Source organism: Vibrio sp. YYF0003, from assembly GCF_036350715.1.
Classification (GTDB): Bacteria; Pseudomonadota; Gammaproteobacteria; order Enterobacterales; family Vibrionaceae; genus Vibrio; species Vibrio natriegens.
Map to the genome: position 1 here is coordinate 52,973 of NZ_JAZDWA010000012.1, position 15,538 is coordinate 68,510.

Genomic DNA, 15,538 nt, shown 5'->3' on the forward strand with positions numbered 1-15,538 from the left:
CGAGGTTGATAACAGGTTTTGTGGTGAGTGTTGATTTTGCTTTGTAGTACGAAAAATCTTGGCTTCATATTGTTTTGTCGCACAGTAATAACCGGTCTTTAAAAGCGAATGAAATCGTTTCTCGCCCCAAAGTAAAAACATGTAGAATGTGGGCTTTAGCTGCTAGCCCTAAGCTTTGAGAGACTTGTTATGCAAACCAATTGGCAACCGACTGCTTCCATTGAACAACTTCGTCAACGTGCGGCGTTAATCTCCACTGTTCGCCAATTTTTTGCCGAGCGACAGGTGATGGAAGTGGATACGCCTGCCATGAGCCACGCGACGGTGACGGATATTCATTTGCATACTTTTCAAACAGAGTTTGTTGGCCCTGGCTATGCTGACGGCAGTAAGCTGTTCTTTATGACCAGTCCTGAATTCCATATGAAACGTTTATTGGCGGCGGGTAGTGGCTGCATTTACCAGATCAATAAAGCGTTTCGCAACGAAGAGAATGGCCGCTACCACAATCCAGAATTCACCATGCTGGAATGGTATCGAGTTGGTTTTGACCATCATCAGTTAATGGATGAGATGGATGAGTTGCTACAGCAAGTGCTGAAGTGTGGCTCGGCTCATCGTATGACGTATCAGCAGGCGTTTCTTGATGTTCTTGGTGTGTGCCCGCTTGAAGGCTCAATGTCAGAGCTTAAAGTTGTCGCCGGAAAGCTGGGGCTGAGTGATATTGCTGATCCGGAAGATGACCGCGATACTTTACTGCAACTCCTGTTTAGTATTGGTGTCGAAAGTAAGATTGGTCAGGATGCGCCTGCGTTTGTTTATGACTTTCCTGCATCGCAAGCGGCATTAGCAAAAATAAACCCTCAAGACAGCCGTGTCGCTGATCGCTTTGAAGTGTATTTTAAAGGGATAGAGCTCGCTAATGGTTTCCATGAGTTAGACAATCCTAAAGAACAACTTACGCGTTTTGAACAAGACAATGCGAAACGCTTAGAGATGGGTTTGAAGCCTCAGCCGATTGACTATCATCTTATTGCGGCACTAGAGGCTGGGTTGCCGGACTGTGCTGGCGTAGCGTTAGGCGTTGATCGACTCATCATGTTGGCTTTAGGCTGTGATCATATTGATCAGGTAACAGCATTCCCGTTCCCTATTGCATAAGGATATCCAATGAACCGAACGGTTGGACGTTTGATTATTTGCGGTTGCGCTGTTGTGATTGCGTATTTATCGCTCAGCTCAGGAGAGCTACAAAAGTGGGGGTCGTTTACTTACCTCGATAAGCTACAACATTTAATGGCATACACGAGTTTTGCTTTTGTTGCTTGTTGCTGTGTTCGTCATTGGCGAAAACGCTGGATAGTGGCAATTAGTATCCTGTTGTTCAGCGCGGTGATTGAATGGCTACAAGGTTATGTCGGTAGAGAAACCTCTTGGTTAGACCTTGTCGCTAATGGCACGGGGATTCTGACTGGTCTGCTAAGTTATCGTATTTGGAGCCTCTATCGACCTAGGTTGGTGAAGTCGCTATACTCGATTCGTTAAAGAAAAGGGAATACGATAATAATGAAAACGCGCGACAAAATAGTCTACGCGGCACTGGAGTTGTTTAACCAACATGGTGAGCGAAATATCACCACTAATCACATTGCCGATCACATCGAAATCAGTCCAGGTAATCTTTATTACCACTTTCGCAATAAGCAAGAAATCGTCCGCGAAATCTTTGCGCTTTATTCAGCAGAACTTTTAGAAAGATTTACCCCCCTTAAAGGCTCTCAAGAGAGTCTGACTATGCTGAAGAGTTACCTAGATTCGACCTTTACGCTGATGTGGAAGTACCGTTTTTTCTACGCCAATTTACCAGAGATTTTGTCGCGTGATGAGCAACTTCACGAGCAATACATCGAGGTGCAGGACAAACTGCAAGCCAATTTGATTGCGATCATGCAGGAATTCGTTGCCCTCAAATTGCTGAACGTTGATCAGCAGCAATTAACATCTTTGGTATGCACGCTGCATCTCATCGCTTGTAGTTGGTTGTCTTACCAATCTGCGATGCTACCTAAATCCAACATTACCGAGCAAATGGTGCGACAAGGCATGCTTCAGATGATCAATGTTGTAAAACCACTCGCAACGGAGCAAGGGTTGGAGCAGCTGTTACTGTTGGAAGATGGCGTAAGTGCTATGCAGGGCTAATGGCGTATTATTTTAAGCTTAATTTCATTTTCGAATCGTAACTTGAGTTGACTTGTGGCACGCGCAGCGCACAATAGTTACAAACCTCAATTTATACCTGAGCAAAGTTATCTCGATAAAGGAATTATCTTTCAATGAATTACGACATATTTAATGGTGATGCGGACGGCATTATCGCTCTGCTGCAACTGCGCTTAGCTGATCCTCTGGAAGCCAAATTGGTAACGGGTGTAAAGCGCGATATCAAGCTGGTGGAAAGCGTGGATGCTCAAGCGGGTGACGAGCTGACGGTATTAGACGTTTCGATGGAAAAGAACATGGCAGGTCTGGAGCATGCTTTGGCTCAGGGCGCTCATGTTTTTTACGCCGATCACCATAAAGCGGGTGACATTCCACAGCATGGCAACTTAGATGCGCACATCGATCTCGATGCGAATATGTGTACGGCTTTGATTGTCGATAAACTGTTGCAGGGACGTTTTCATGCCTGGGCTATAACGGCAGCGTATGGTGATAACCTGATTGCTAAAGCTGATGACCTGGCTGACCTTGCTGGCTTTTCGGCAGAGCAGAAAGCGCAACTAAAAGAGCTGGGCACGTTGATCAATTACAACGGCTATGGTTCGAAGGTTGACGATCTACATTTTCATCCGGCGGATTTGTATCAAGCATTGATGAAATATACTTCGCCATTTGATGTCATTGCAGATACGTCTTCTCCATTCTACTTGCTGCAATCGGCCTATCAGCAAGATATGGATGCCGCCCAAGCGATTCCTGCCACCCATGAAAGCAATAAACTGAAACTGTTTGAGCTACCAGACAATGCGGCTTCACGTCGTATCAGCGGAGTTTATGGCAACTGGTTGGCGAACCAAAATCCAGATTCAGCTCATGCTGTTTTAACCGAAAACGTAGATGGTACTTATACGGTATCACTGCGCGCTCCATTGAATAACAAGCAGGGTGCCGTAGCGGTTTGTGGACAGTTCCCGACAGGTGGTGGTCGAGAGGCTGCGGCGGGAATCAATGCGTTAAGCAAAGATGATGTGAGCGCATTTATTGATGCGGTTGAAACGTATTACGCGTAACGATTTAGAGTCATTCATTTGTGTAAAAAGGAGCCATCGGCTCCTTTTTCTTTTTAGGCTATTTTTACTTACAGGCGCTTTAACCAGGATTTCGGGTTTTGTGCTTCGCTGTTACGACGAATCTCAAAGTAAAGGGATGCTCTGTCTTGGCCTCCGGTATCACCAGCAAGAGCAATAACCTCACCAGCCGTCACTCTATCGCCTTCTTTCTTCGTTAGTGCCTGATTGTATCCGTAAAGGGTCATGTCTCCTTTACCGTGGTCGAGGAGTACCACTAATCCATAACCACGTAAGTACTCAGCGAATACCACAGTGCCGGGATAAACCGCTTTGACTTGCTGGCCATAGTTGGCGGATAGCACCATGCCTTTCCAGTTAACCTGGCCAGTCTGACGAGTGCCGAAGTTATGCAGCACACTACCTGTTATTGGCCAAGGCAGTTTACCTCGCTGCTTACCTAAACCATCCATTGGTACCGCATTGCGTTTAGCGGCTTTAGCGATTTCGGCTTTTAGGCGAGTCTCATTTCGCTGCAACTCTGCCAGATAGCGTTTGTCGTTAGTAATGCTGCCCTGAATTTTGCTCAGCGTTTGTTTACGTTTCGACTGCGTACTTGCCAGCGCGGTACGCTTTTCGGATTGCTGTTTTAGCAGGGTTTCAATTTGCTCTTTTTCCAGCTCAAGTTGGTTCTTATTGTGTTCCAGCTTCTGAGTGGTTTGGGTAATGGCATCAATGATTTCGGAGCGCGCTTTTGCCAAGTGTTGAAAGTACTGGCTGATACGATCTTCTTCGACGCCCTGATTGAGCAAGTGTCCATTGGCTTTAGCTCGCTCAGTCACGTAATAGGTTTGCAGAAGCTGTTTCAGCTCTTCTTCCTGCGCCTGACGCTGACCCTCTTGTAAGGCGATCTTTTCTTCTAAGTTATTGATGTTTTTATCGGCTTGAGTGAGCTCTGCTTTGGTCTGTTTGATCTCTCTTTCTAGAGCTGAGATCCCCAGCTCTTGGTCTTTAAGAGATTTTTGCAGTTCATTCAGTTGCTTTTCTTGAGAGGTGAGGGCTTTCTTCTGGCGATTGATTTCGCTGGAGACCCCTTTCAACTCTTGCTGACTCACAGCGGAAGAGGTGATAGGGAACGTGGCAGATAAAGCACAAGTTAATAAAATAGCCGAGCGGAGCACAGGATGATTTTGTTTTCGCACTTGAGAGTTACCTACCACATTGTTGTTATTTAAAAATTAGAGAGCGATTAAATACCATCTCCATGGATAAAGCTTTGAGATTTGCCATTGAAGCCCTGGTCCATATCGAGTGATGGCTTATCTGTTTTTGGTCGGCCCACAATTTTTGCTGGTACCCCTGCCACGGTCGTGTGAGGGGGAACCGGTTGTAGAACCACGGAGCAAGAGCCAATTTTTGCACCTTCACCCACTTCGATGTTACCAAGAATTTTTGCACCGGCACCAATCATCACGCCTTCACGGATTTTCGGGTGACGATCACCGCACTCTTTACCCGTACCACCTAAGGTCACGTCCTGCAGGATAGATACATCATCTTCCACAACGGCGGTTTCACCAATCACGATGCCTGTCGCGTGGTCGAGCATGATCCCACAGCCAATTCGCGCCGCAGGGTGAATATCCACCTGACACGCAACCGAAATTTGGTTTTGCAGATAGGTCGCTAATGCATGACGGCCTTGTGACCACAACCAGTTTGCGACACGATATCCTTGCAGCGCGTGGTAGCCTTTTAAATACAGCAGGGGCATTGAGTACATAGAAACCGCAGGGTCACGATTCACTGTGGCGCAAATGTCGCAGGCCGCACAGTCGGTAATGTTTGGATCGGCGATAAACGCCTCTTCAATTACCTCCCTCACTGCCATAGCAGGCATCGAGGCTGTGTCTAATTTATTGGCCAAAATGTAACTCAGGGCAGCACCTAGACTTTCATGCTTGATGATCGTCGCGTGGTAAAAGCTGGCCAGCATTGGCTCCTGCTCTGACATTTCGCGGGCTTCTGCAACAATTTTGTTCCAGACTTTTTGTTTTTCGCAGTGTTTCATTCTCAATATCCTGAGTAGTTCTTCTTCCGTGACCCGACAACTTATATTCTTCTCAGATGAGGCGTTAGGGTGCTATTTACCTTCAGACTTTTTGTCACGAGCAAGTAAATCTTGTGCTGCCAGGCGCGCGTCTTTTCCTTGATACAATACTTGATAAATTTGGTCAACAATTGGCATTTCAACACCCATACGTTGGGAGAGCATCCATACCTCTTTGGTGTTGCGGTAACCTTCCACAACCTGACCAATTTCTTCCTGCGCGGTATCGACGTCTTTACCTTGACCTAATGCCAAACCAAAACGACGGTTACGAGATTGGTTATCGGTACAGGTGAGCACAAGATCACCCAACCCAGCCATACCCATAAAGGTTTCTGGTTTCGCGCCAAGAGCGGCACCTAAACGGCTCATTTCGGCCAAGCCTCGTGTGATCAGTGCAGTTCGTGCGTTAGCACCAAATCCGATACCATCTGACATACCAGCGCCGATAGCAATGACATTTTTCACGGCGCCACCAAGCTGCATGCCAATGAAGTCACTGTTGGCGTACACGCGGAATGTTTTGCTGCAGTGGATCTTTTCTTGCAGATCAGCAACAAATTCAGCATCTGGTGAGGCAACGGAAATTGCCGTTGGCAGCCCCATGGCCAGTTCTTTGGCGAAAGTTGGGCCAGACAATACTGCCAGCGAGTAGTTTTCCCCAATGATATCAAAGGCGACATCTTTTAACAGACGACCGGTTTCTGGCTCTAGGCCTTTGGTTGCCCAGCAGATGCGCGTATCTTCACGTAGGAAAGGCTTACAGCTTTTCAGAACGATACCAAATACATGGCTCGGAACGACAACCAACAAGTCACGACTTGCTTGCACCGCTTTTTCCAGATCTGATTCGATAATCAGGCTTTCTGGAAAATCGATACCAGGTAAGAATTCGTGGTTAGCACGATCTGCTTCAAGGCGAGCCATGTGCTCTGGGTCATGACCCCAAAGGATCACGTTTGCACCGTTACGGGCAAGAGAAATAGCCAGTGAGGTGCCATACGAGCCTGCGCCAATCACAGTCATTGCGATGTCTTTACCGTAAGCATTGTTGGTATTTGCTTGTGTCATGCTACCGCCTAATCGTTGTTCTACTAGTAGAATCTAGTTCATTATTGCCAGATTTTACGCTGTCTAGGGGCTAGGAACTAGGGTTTGTCTTGCAACTTATTCAGAAATAAAAAATGCACATCGCATCGCTCGGTGGACGCTTTGTGCATTTTCTTAGGTATGTGACACTTTCGGCTGTCTTCAAACCGACGTGTCACTTACAAATGTGAATTACGCTTCAGCTTCGCCTTCACCTTGTTGAGCTTGCTGTTGTAGGTAGTTCATGAACAGAGCGTCAAAGTTTACTGGTGCTAGGTTCAGTTGAGGGAACGTACCTTTAACCACTAGGCTTGAGATAGTTTCGCGAGCGTATGGGAATAGGATGTTAGGGCAGAATGCACCTAGGCAATGCGCTAGTTGGCCAGCTTCCATTTTTTCAGCTGTGAAGATACCACCTTGTTGAACTTCACATAGGAACGCTGTTTCTTCTTCGTTCTTAACAGTAACTGTCAGACGTAGAACGACTTCGTAAACGCCTTCACCAAGCTCACGGCTTTGAGTGTCTAGGTCTAGTTTAACGTCTGGGTTCCACTCTTTTTGAAAGACTACTGGAGAGTTAGGCGCTTCGAAAGAAACGTCTTTCAGGAAGATGCGTTGAATTGCGAAGTTTTGTTGTGCGTCTTGTGGTGTAGCTTCTGCCATTTTTAAATCCTTAATAAACATTTGTTGGGTTTAGAACGCCTAAACCCAGAAATCTGGTTTGTCCTGAGACTAACTGAGCAAGTTTACCGTGACTAGATGAAGCGTGTATTACGTGCAAAGCGTCACAACTTGGGGCTTCAACTGCTTTTTATTTGCTCAGTTTGTTATCCACTAGGCTCTCAATCGCGATGAATGCGACCTTTGTACTACTTTTTACCGCGTACTAAAGGAAGGTTCGCTTCGTTCCATGCGATCAAACCATTCTTAAGTAGACTTACGTTTGTAAAGCCTGCTTTTGCTAGTAGGTTTGCGCTCTCCTGAGCGGTTTGGCCTGTCTTGCATACTAGGATGATTGGGTCGGATTTATGGTTTTCAAGGCTACCAAAGCTACCTGATTTGATATCTGACGGTAAAATGTGAAGTGAGTCAGTGATATGGCCTTTTTTGTATTCATCTTGTGTACGAATATCCACCACAACACCGTTTTCACGGTTAATAAGGTGAGTCAGTTGGTTTACGTTGATTTCTTTGTATGCCGCTGTCGCTGACTTAACGATATTCAGGATAAATGCGATAAGAAGACCTACCCAAACCAAAGATAGAATCATGTTTTGTTGGAAAAATTCAATGTACTCTTGCATGTCTTGAGCTCTTGCACTGTTGGCGGAAAATTAAAGCAGGAGTATAGCGAGGTTAGGCCTCTTAGGCGAGAGGGTTAAAATTTTCTAACGAATAATTGAGATCTCTACAAATTCATCACGCCAGAATTACCCTGCCACTGGCCGCGGCTTTATTCATCAAGATTTCCTATTGTAGCTATTGGTCTAAGTGACTTCTGTTTTTCAGGAAAAGGAGAACAATAAGCGATAGGTTTTGTCTTTCAAGCAACAACACATGTCTAAAACGCGACTTGCTTAGAAAGATCTACCGCCAAAATCGGACGTAAAAATCGAATATAGACCGGGTGTACAAAGCTTGTGGGGAGTGACTATGCTTGTTGGACAGGTTTGCTGACAGAGACTCGTTGTTTCCTAAACTTGTAAGATAGCAACGATAAATCGCAAACAATATTTGATCTTACCCTACAGTTTTGGTTAAAAAGTGTAGTAAAATTACGCTAGTTTTGTTTCAGGGTTAGATGGGGCAGAGAAGCCCTACGCCAAAAAGTTACTAAATTTGATGAGGTCATCACTATGTCAGCTAAGAAGCCATTGGCTCTAGTTATCCTTGACGGTTACGGTTACCGTGAAGACACAGCAAGTAACGCAATTGCGAATGCGAAAACGCCAGTAATGGATGCACTGATTGCGAACAACCCAAATACTCTAATCTCTGCTTCAGGTATGGATGTTGGCCTTCCTGATGGTCAAATGGGTAACTCAGAAGTTGGTCACACTAACATTGGCGCAGGTCGCGTTGTATACCAAGACCTAACTCGTATTACTAAATCTATCGCTGACGGCGAATTCGCTGAAACACCAGCGTTGGTTGAAGCTATCGATGCAGCTGTAAAAGCTGAGAAAGCAGTACACATCATGGGTCTGATGTCTCCAGGTGGCGTACACTCTCACGAAGATCACATCTACGCAGCGGTTGAAATGGCTGCAGCTCGTGGCGCAGAAAAAATCTACCTACACTGCTTCCTGGACGGCCGTGATACGCCACCTCGCAGTGCAGAAAACTCGCTACAACGTTTCCAAGATCTATTCGCGAAACTAGGCAAAGGCCGCGTTGCTTCTCTAGTGGGCCGTTACTACGCAATGGACCGTGATAACAACTGGGAACGTGTTCAGGTAGCTTACGATCTTCTAACTCAAGCGAAAGCAGAATTCACAGCTGAAACTGCAGTAGCTGGCTTGGAAGCGGCTTACGCTCGTGAAGAAAACGATGAGTTCGTGAAAGCGACAGCAATCAAAGCGGAAGGCGAAGAAGATGCAATCATGCAAGATGGCGATGCGGTTATCTTCATGAACTACCGCGCAGACCGAGCACGTCAAATCACACGTGCATTCGTACCTGAATTTGATGGTTTTGAGCGCGAAGCATTCCCATCACTTCACTTCGTGATGCTGACTCAATACGCAGCGGATATCCCACTAGCAATCGCATTCCCACCTGCGTCTCTAGAGAACACGTACGGTGAGTGGTTGTCTAAGCAAGGTCAAACTCAGCTACGTATCTCTGAAACAGAGAAATACGCGCACGTGACTTTCTTCTTCAACGGCGGTGTTGAAAGCGAATTTGATGGTGAAGAGCGTCAACTTGTTGCTTCTCCAAAAGTTGCAACTTACGACCTTCAACCAGAAATGAGCTCTCCAGAGCTAACTGAGAAGCTGGTAGCGGCTATTAAATCTGGTAAGTACGATACTATCATCTGTAACTACCCGAACGCAGACATGGTTGGTCACACTGGTGTTTACGAAGCGGCTGAAAAAGCGATCGAAGCGCTAGACGAAAGCGTGGGCAAAGTCGTTGAAGCTATCAAAGAAGCGGGCGGCCAGCTACTTATCACTGCTGACCACGGTAACGCAGAAATGATGGTTGACCCAGAAACTGGCGGTACTCACACTGCGCACACAAACCTACCAGTACCTCTAATCTACGTAGGTGACAAAGCGGTTGAGTTTAAAGAAGGCGGTAAACTGTCTGATCTAGCGCCAACCATGCTTTCTCTGGCTGGTCTGGAAATCCCTGCAGAAATGTCTGGTGATATTCTGGTTAAGTAATTAACTGAAATACAGAATGATAAAAGCCCGAGTTAATCTCGGGCTTTTTTGTTTCTGATGCTCTATGGATTCTAGTGGACCAAAATCCCTGCTCCAATCACCGCGAGAGCGGCGCCTAGCCAGGCAAATCTGTTTGGTCTGCGCTTGGTATAAATCCAGAGCAGTGGTAGCAGCATGATTGGTGTGGTGGAAGACAGTAGAGCGACCATGCCGACATTCCCCTCGCGAAGTGCGTAAAGAATCAGTGTCATACCAACCGCCATGGCGAGAAAACCGTTCAGAGCGGTAATGCCAAAAACACGCCACGTAATATGTTGTGTTGGTCTGGCGACTTTTACTCCGATTACCAGTAACAAGCAGTGAGCAATAAAAGCGCTGATCATACGAATCGCCGATGCTGCGACGGGGTCAACGCTCGTTTGCATCACTGGCTTGGCTATGATGCCACCAAGCGCCTGACACATTGCTGCAGTGAGCCCTAATCCTATCCCTAGCCAGATATTGCCTTTGACCTCTTCTAAAACGTTATTCGTTTGCCCGCGTCGGCCAAAGAAAATAGCCATGACGACGCCACTAAAAACCAACGCTGAGCCGAGCAATTCCGTATTGGTCATGCTTTCACTAAACAGGAAATAGCCAAGGATGGTTGAGAATACGGCGTGACAGGAGAACAGCAAACCCGCTTGCCTTGGTCCCATACGGTTCATACAGGCAAACAGGGCGGTATCACCAATGAAAATACCAATTAAGCCAGATGCCATCATTGGTGTGACGTGTTCCATCGACACACTTAACCAGCCGCCAGTAATCCACGCCATGGTTGTAAGGATGACTGCCGTGCATCCCATACGCCAACGGCTATAAGCGAAAGCGCCCAAATGCTGCGCCGGAATGACGGAAATTAAGCTAGAGATCGCCCACAAAAAAGCAGCACAAAGTGCCAGCCATTCATAACCCATGATTGAGTAAAGTCCTGTTGGTTCGGGAGGGAGCATTAATATGCATTAAATTGTATCGATGTAAAAGAACAAGTTAGCGGCAAAGAAAAAGCAGCGTGATAAGCTGCTTTTTCTCCAAAACCAAGATTGGCTTTCCGATTGTATCTGATGGTCTGGCTTGAGAGCTAAAAGAGAATAAGCACGGCGCCATAAACGATAAACAAGCCGACCAATCCAAGGATAAGACCGACTTTCGCCATGTCTTTACTTTCTATCAAGCCTGTCGAGTAAGCCAGAGAGTTTGGCGGGGTCGAGACAGGTAAAATCATACCGAGTGATGCGGAGAAGGCGACCACGACCAACAGCCCCTGAAGCCCACCGATAGAAGCCAGACTCGGCATGGACGCACCAATAGCGGCAGCAATTGGCATCAATAAGTTCGCTGTCGCGGTGTTCGACATAAAGTTTGCCATTAGCCAGCAGACAATCGAGAGAGCGATCACAACCGCAAACGGAGAGAGTGACTCGTAGTCTATTGCGTGGGCTAGGGCTTCTGCTAAGCCCGTTTTATCCAGTGCAATGCCAATCGCAATACCACCGGCTACCAGCCAAAGCACGTCCCAGTTAATCAATTTCAGCTCTTCTTTGCCCATGATGCCCGTCAAGGTGAAGATTGCCAGCGGGATAATGGCGACGACATAAGTGTTCATACCGTGGGCTTTGGTTGTCATCCACAGCAGAATGGTCATTGCAAACGTTACGTAGACCACGTAAGCACGCCAACTTCTTTTAAACGTACCATTTAGCTTGAGTTTCATTTCCGCCTCGCTAGAGGGGAAAAGCTTTTGCAGTAAAAACCAGGCAATGGTGAGTTGTATTAATACAAACGGCAGACCCATCATCATCCAGGTCAGAAAGTCTATCGTGTTTTCACCGGTTAGATACTGCAGAGCAATCGCATTGGGTGGCGTACCAATCGGTGTTGCGATACCACCAGTGTTTGCCGCGATAGGGATACATAACACCAGTGCTTTAATGCCTAAATCACCCTTAGGGGCAGAAGCCACAATTGGGCCTAATAGAGCCAGCATCATCACCGTTGTCGCGGTATTGGACATAAACATCGAGAATACGGCGGTGATCAGCATCAGGCCAAGCATGATGAATTTAGGCTGTGTACCAAATGGTTTGAGCAGAACACGTGCAAGGTTGTTGTCGAGATCGTATTTTGAGGCAGCTATTGCAAGGGCAAAACCACCCATGAAGAGAATGATGATCGGCGATGAGAATGCAGAAAAAATATCGGTGTAGGCGATCAGGTCACCGAGATCGTGACCTGCTGGTGGAGCACGAAAGAGATGCAATCCTTTATCCGAGATCATGATCAGCTCAAGTGCGATGATCAGAATCGAGGTAGCGAAAACCGGAACGGGTTCTAGTACCCAAAGTAAGGCGGCAAGAAGAAAAATAGCCAGTAGACGATGTTGAATTAAAGTCAGGTCATCAATAGGAATAGCATCGATCGGCATCATTAGGACGCCAAGCGGAATCAAAAAACACACCAGCAATTTGACCAGCGTACTCGCACTCATCTTTGGCATTGGTAGCCCCTTTAAATAGTCACTCCATTGCACAGAATAATTGATTGCGCTTTTAAGTACTTAGAGGCAGGTATGAGTTTGAAAATGTTAGGCTAAATTTCGAACAGAGTTTTGTTTTTCATCAATAAAAAAACCTCCGCATTTGGAGGCTTTGAAATCAGCTTTTTACAGGGAAAATTACTGCTTGTGAGCGTAAGGTGTGCCCATTACCGTTGTCTTACCATTTTCCATGCTTTCATCGAATGTGATGGCATCTTTTGCGAACAGGTTGATAACGGTTGAACCTAGCTTAAAGCGACCCATCTCTTCGCCTTTTTTCAGGATAACTGCTTTGTTACCTTCTGCTGGGTAGTCCCATTTGTAAACGGTATTACCGCGAGGAGGCGTAATCGTACCAGCCCAAACTTGTTCGATGCTGCCTACGATGGTTGCGCCAACCAGAACCTGAGCCATTGGGCCAAACTCGGTATCAAAAATACAAACGACGCGCTCATTACGTGCAAATAGGTTTGGCACATTTTCCGCAGTCAGTGGGTTTACTGAGAACAGATCGCCCGGTACGTAAATCATTTGACGCAGCGTTCCGTCGCACGGCATGTGCACACGGTGGTAGTCACGAGGTGACAGGTATAGCGTTGCAAATGAGCCGTCTTGGAACTCTTCTGCCAGCTTTGCATCACCGCCAAGCAGTTCTTGTGCCGAGAAGTTGTGGCCTTTTGCCTGAATCAACTGACCGTCTTCGATCGGGCCAAATTGACTGACACAAGCGTCTGCAGGGTGAGTGATCACCGCTTCGCCTTCAGCAATCGGACGTGCGCCTTCTTTAAGTTCACGAACAAAAAACTCGTTGAACGTTTTAAAGTGCTTAGGGTCAGAGTGCTTCGCCTCGTCCATGTTCACATTGTACTGTTTGATAAACCAGCGAATAACCGCTGTGGTCAGACTGCCAGCTTCTGATGAAGCTAGTTTACCCATCAGGCGAGTTAAGCCATGTTGTGGGATCCAGTACTGCAGTCCAACTTTAATCTTGTCCATCTTTAATTCCGATACTTCTGTTAGATACGCACGTTAGGGCGCGTGATGTTACTGAAATTTAATTGGCTTGTCAGTATTCGGTGAAGAATTATTACACAGTTGCGGCGACAATTCGGTTACAGATCCGCTTTCTTGCTGCGAGAATATTGACGGTTTGCCTTATTCTCGCCCATGCTTTCGAGAATACGATGGTAGTTCTCAAATCGAACTTCACTGACTTCGCCTTTCTCCACGGCTTCACGCAGAATACAACCAGGATCATCATTGTGTTTACAGTCTCGGAATTTGCAGCCACCAAGATATGGACGGAACTCGACGAACGCTTTCGTGACTTCTTCTGCTTCTAAGTGCCACAGACCAAACTCACGAACCCCCGGGGAGTCAATCAAATCGCCACCTGTTGGGATGTGGTAAAGACGTGCGGCCGTTGTCGTATGTTGACCTAATCCTGAGTTTTCAGAAATTTCGCCTTCTTCCACTTCTTGCTCAAGTTCGGGCATCAGGGCGTTTACCAGGCTGGATTTGCCCACACCTGACTGGCCGACGAAGATGTTAATACGATCGCGTAACTGAGCTTCCAGTTCCTTAATGCCTTCACCAGATTTCTTACTGACAAACAGTACCTTATAGCCGATGCGCTCATATTCTTTTAGCCATTCTTCATACGTCGCACGATCGTCATCTTCAAGCAGATCGACTTTGTTCAGAACGAGTAAAGGCGCAATGCTGAGTGTTTCTGCAGCCACTAAGTAGCGGTCGATGATATTGAGCGAAAGCTCTGGCAAAACAGAAGAGACAATCACCATTTGGTCGATGTTCGCCGCGACGGGTTTGAGGCCATCGTAGTAGTCCGGTCGAGTCAGCATTGAAGTACGAGGTTCAACCGCTTCCACCACACCAGATATTCCAGCCATCGACTCGAGACCTTCGCGCCACAGTACTCGGTCTCCAGAAACCAGAGATTCAACACCGCGACGAAGGTTACAGCGTTGGACCTGACCCGTTTCTAAATCTTCAATATCAGCATGTTGGCCAAAACGGGTGATCACTAAGCCCTGTTTACTCGCGCCTAGCATGTTCTCATCCCATTGGATGGACTCTTCTTGTTTCTTCAAACGTTTCTGTTGGTTGTTACGAACGCGTCGTACCTGACCTTTGGTTAACTTTTTCTTTTTAGCCACAATTTTGTACTTAATATGAGTTAACTCAAGCTATTGAGCTCGCTCTCGGCTCAAGTTAGTGAGTATCGTGTTTCAAGTATTTTGAGGTATAGTACCTTTTTTATCGATAAACAAATAGGCGGCGTAACCATGTCCTTTAGCGATCAAAACCTGATATGGGTTGATTTAGAGATGACGGGGCTCGATCCTGAAACGCACAAAATCATAGAAATTGCTTCTATTGTCACCGATAGCGAATTAAATATTCTGGCAGAAGGGCCGGTACTTGCAGTTCATCAGCCGGAAGAAGAATTGGCTAAGATGGATGACTGGTGCACCAATACCCATACCGCAAGTGGCTTGGTTGAGCGTGTTCGCAACAGCAAAGTGACTGAACAAGATGCGGTTGCTCAAACTATTGCTTTCCTAGAGCAGTGGGTGCCTAAAGGCGCTTCTCCAATTTGTGGTAACAGCATTGGCCAGGATCGTCGCTTCTTGTACAAGCACATGCCAGAGCTGGAAGAATATTTTCACTACCGTTATTTGGATGTCAGCACGCTGAAAGAGCTTACTCGTCGATGGAAACCAGAAGTGCTGGATGGTTTTTCTAAACAAGGTACACATTTGGCTTTAGATGACATTCGTGAGTCTATTGCTGAACTGAAGTACTATCGCGAGACAATCTTTAAGATTTAATTGTTAAGGCTGCGATCTAAATAGTTGTCATTCATGGTTGTTTTGCTTGCTTTTTCATCATTCAGTAAAAATTTAAAGTTTTTTTGAAGGAAGGACTTGCATCACAAAAAAATGCTCTTATAATTCGCAGCCCTGAACAACGGAAACGTTGTGAATGCGACACTAGCTCAGTTGGTAGAGCGCAACCTTGCCAAGGTTGAGGTCACGAGTTCGAACCTCGTGTGTCGCTC

The 15,538-nt window shown here is 46.4% G+C and carries 15 protein-coding genes and 1 tRNA gene; 7 read left to right on the forward strand and 9 right to left on the reverse strand.

Annotation, left to right across the window (positions count from 1 at the left end; translation table 11 throughout):
- Window positions 1-189: 189 nt before the first annotated feature.
- The 4 genes from epmA (at window position 190) to V1U08_RS21715 (ending at window position 3,293) form a co-directional block, all read left to right on the forward strand.
- Window positions 190-1,161 carry an elongation factor P--(R)-beta-lysine ligase gene (epmA, locus tag V1U08_RS21700; RefSeq protein WP_330471402.1) on the forward strand — a complete coding sequence of 324 codons (972 nt, stop codon included), beginning with the start codon at window positions 190-192 and terminating at the stop codon, window positions 1,159-1,161.
- Between the two features lie 9 nt (window positions 1,162-1,170).
- Complete coding sequence (locus V1U08_RS21705; protein ID WP_014233225.1) at window positions 1,171-1,545, forward strand: VanZ family protein; 375 nt, start codon at window positions 1,171-1,173, stop codon at window positions 1,543-1,545.
- Window positions 1,546-1,566: 21 nt separating this feature from the next.
- On the forward strand, window positions 1,567-2,202 hold the full coding sequence (locus tag V1U08_RS21710; protein ID WP_014233224.1) for a TetR/AcrR family transcriptional regulator: 636 nt from the start codon (window positions 1,567-1,569) through the stop codon (window positions 2,200-2,202).
- Between the two features lie 134 nt (window positions 2,203-2,336).
- Complete coding sequence (locus tag V1U08_RS21715; RefSeq protein ID WP_330471403.1) at window positions 2,337-3,293, forward strand: DHH family phosphoesterase; 957 nt, start codon at window positions 2,337-2,339, stop codon at window positions 3,291-3,293.
- 68 nt (window positions 3,294-3,361) lie between these two features.
- On the opposite strand, the gene V1U08_RS21720 is transcribed toward V1U08_RS21715, so the two are convergent.
- The 5 genes from V1U08_RS21720 to V1U08_RS21740 all read right to left on the reverse strand — a co-directional run bounded on the left by V1U08_RS21720 (window position 3,362) and on the right by V1U08_RS21740 (window position 7,793).
- Window positions 3,362-4,510, reverse strand: a complete 1,149-nt coding sequence (locus tag V1U08_RS21720; RefSeq protein WP_041170278.1) for a murein hydrolase activator EnvC family protein — start codon at window positions 4,508-4,510, stop codon at window positions 3,362-3,364.
- 29 nt (window positions 4,511-4,539) lie between these two features.
- Complete coding sequence (gene cysE, locus V1U08_RS21725) at window positions 4,540-5,361, reverse strand: serine O-acetyltransferase (protein ID WP_014233221.1); 822 nt, start codon at window positions 5,359-5,361, stop codon at window positions 4,540-4,542.
- A gap of 72 nt (window positions 5,362-5,433) precedes the next feature.
- Complete coding sequence (gene gpsA, locus V1U08_RS21730) at window positions 5,434-6,471, reverse strand: NAD(P)H-dependent glycerol-3-phosphate dehydrogenase (RefSeq protein ID WP_014233220.1); 1,038 nt, start codon at window positions 6,469-6,471, stop codon at window positions 5,434-5,436.
- Window positions 6,472-6,681: 210 nt separating this feature from the next.
- The gene (secB, locus tag V1U08_RS21735; RefSeq protein WP_020336193.1) at window positions 6,682-7,152 is read right to left on the reverse strand and encodes a protein-export chaperone SecB; all 471 of its coding nucleotides are present in this window, start codon (window positions 7,150-7,152) and stop codon (window positions 6,682-6,684) included.
- Window positions 7,153-7,358: 206 nt separating this feature from the next.
- Window positions 7,359-7,793, reverse strand: a complete 435-nt coding sequence (locus V1U08_RS21740) for a rhodanese-like domain-containing protein (RefSeq protein WP_014233218.1) — start codon at window positions 7,791-7,793, stop codon at window positions 7,359-7,361.
- A gap of 552 nt (window positions 7,794-8,345) precedes the next feature.
- Between V1U08_RS21740 and gpmM the strand changes: the two genes are divergently transcribed.
- Entirely contained in the window at window positions 8,346-9,878 is a 1,533-nt protein-coding gene (gene gpmM / locus V1U08_RS21745) for a 2,3-bisphosphoglycerate-independent phosphoglycerate mutase (protein ID WP_014233217.1), read from the forward strand.
- 71 nt (window positions 9,879-9,949) lie between these two features.
- Here gpmM and V1U08_RS21750 read toward each other — a convergent pair whose 3' ends face one another.
- The 4 genes from V1U08_RS21750 to rsgA form a co-directional block, all read right to left on the reverse strand.
- Window positions 9,950-10,837: a DMT family transporter gene (locus V1U08_RS21750; protein ID WP_020336192.1), complete on the reverse strand. Its 888-nt coding sequence runs from the start codon at window positions 10,835-10,837 to the stop codon at window positions 9,950-9,952.
- A 164-nt stretch (window positions 10,838-11,001) separates the two neighbouring features.
- A complete protein-coding gene (locus V1U08_RS21755; RefSeq protein ID WP_330471404.1) occupies window positions 11,002-12,417 on the reverse strand; it encodes an SLC13 family permease in 1,416 nt (471 codons plus the stop codon).
- Between the two features lie 177 nt (window positions 12,418-12,594).
- A complete protein-coding gene (asd, locus tag V1U08_RS21760) occupies window positions 12,595-13,452 on the reverse strand; it encodes an archaetidylserine decarboxylase (protein ID WP_020336190.1) in 858 nt (285 codons plus the stop codon).
- A 116-nt stretch (window positions 13,453-13,568) separates the two neighbouring features.
- Entirely contained in the window at window positions 13,569-14,633 is a 1,065-nt protein-coding gene (rsgA, locus tag V1U08_RS21765; RefSeq protein WP_330471405.1) for a small ribosomal subunit biogenesis GTPase RsgA, read from the reverse strand.
- 129 nt (window positions 14,634-14,762) lie between these two features.
- Between rsgA and orn the strand changes: the two genes are divergently transcribed.
- Together orn and V1U08_RS21775 are read left to right on the forward strand one after the other, a co-directional pair.
- Complete coding sequence (orn, locus tag V1U08_RS21770; protein WP_020336188.1) at window positions 14,763-15,308, forward strand: oligoribonuclease; 546 nt, start codon at window positions 14,763-14,765, stop codon at window positions 15,306-15,308.
- A 156-nt stretch (window positions 15,309-15,464) separates the two neighbouring features.
- Window positions 15,465-15,537, forward strand: a tRNA-Gly gene (locus V1U08_RS21775).
- Window position 15,538: the final 1 nt, after the last annotated feature.

What these genes read in the sequence shown, in the direction of transcription:
- epmA (WP_330471402.1), top strand. Translation starts at nt 190, where the DNA reads ATGCAAACCAATTGGCAACCGACTGCTTCCATTGAACAACTTCGTCAA.
- V1U08_RS21705 (WP_014233225.1), top strand. Translation starts at nt 1,171, where the DNA reads ATGAACCGAACGGTTGGACGTTTGATTATTTGCGGTTGCGCTGTTGTG.
- V1U08_RS21710 (WP_014233224.1), top strand. Translation starts at nt 1,567, where the DNA reads ATGAAAACGCGCGACAAAATAGTCTACGCGGCACTGGAGTTGTTTAAC.
- V1U08_RS21715 (WP_330471403.1), top strand. Translation starts at nt 2,337, where the DNA reads ATGAATTACGACATATTTAATGGTGATGCGGACGGCATTATCGCTCTG.
- cysE (WP_014233221.1), bottom strand. Translation starts at nt 5,361, where the DNA reads ATGAAACACTGCGAAAAACAAAAAGTCTGGAACAAAATTGTTGCAGAA.
- gpsA (WP_014233220.1), bottom strand. Translation starts at nt 6,471, where the DNA reads ATGACACAAGCAAATACCAACAATGCTTACGGTAAAGACATCGCAATG.
- secB (WP_020336193.1), bottom strand. Translation starts at nt 7,152, where the DNA reads ATGGCAGAAGCTACACCACAAGACGCACAACAAAACTTCGCAATTCAA.
- V1U08_RS21740 (WP_014233218.1), bottom strand. Translation starts at nt 7,793, where the DNA reads ATGCAAGAGTACATTGAATTTTTCCAACAAAACATGATTCTATCTTTG.
- gpmM (WP_014233217.1), top strand. Translation starts at nt 8,346, where the DNA reads ATGTCAGCTAAGAAGCCATTGGCTCTAGTTATCCTTGACGGTTACGGT.
- V1U08_RS21750 (WP_020336192.1), bottom strand. Translation starts at nt 10,837, where the DNA reads ATGGGTTATGAATGGCTGGCACTTTGTGCTGCTTTTTTGTGGGCGATC.
- V1U08_RS21755 (WP_330471404.1), bottom strand. Translation starts at nt 12,417, where the DNA reads ATGCCAAAGATGAGTGCGAGTACGCTGGTCAAATTGCTGGTGTGTTTT.
- asd (WP_020336190.1), bottom strand. Translation starts at nt 13,452, where the DNA reads ATGGACAAGATTAAAGTTGGACTGCAGTACTGGATCCCACAACATGGC.
- orn (WP_020336188.1), top strand. Translation starts at nt 14,763, where the DNA reads ATGTCCTTTAGCGATCAAAACCTGATATGGGTTGATTTAGAGATGACG.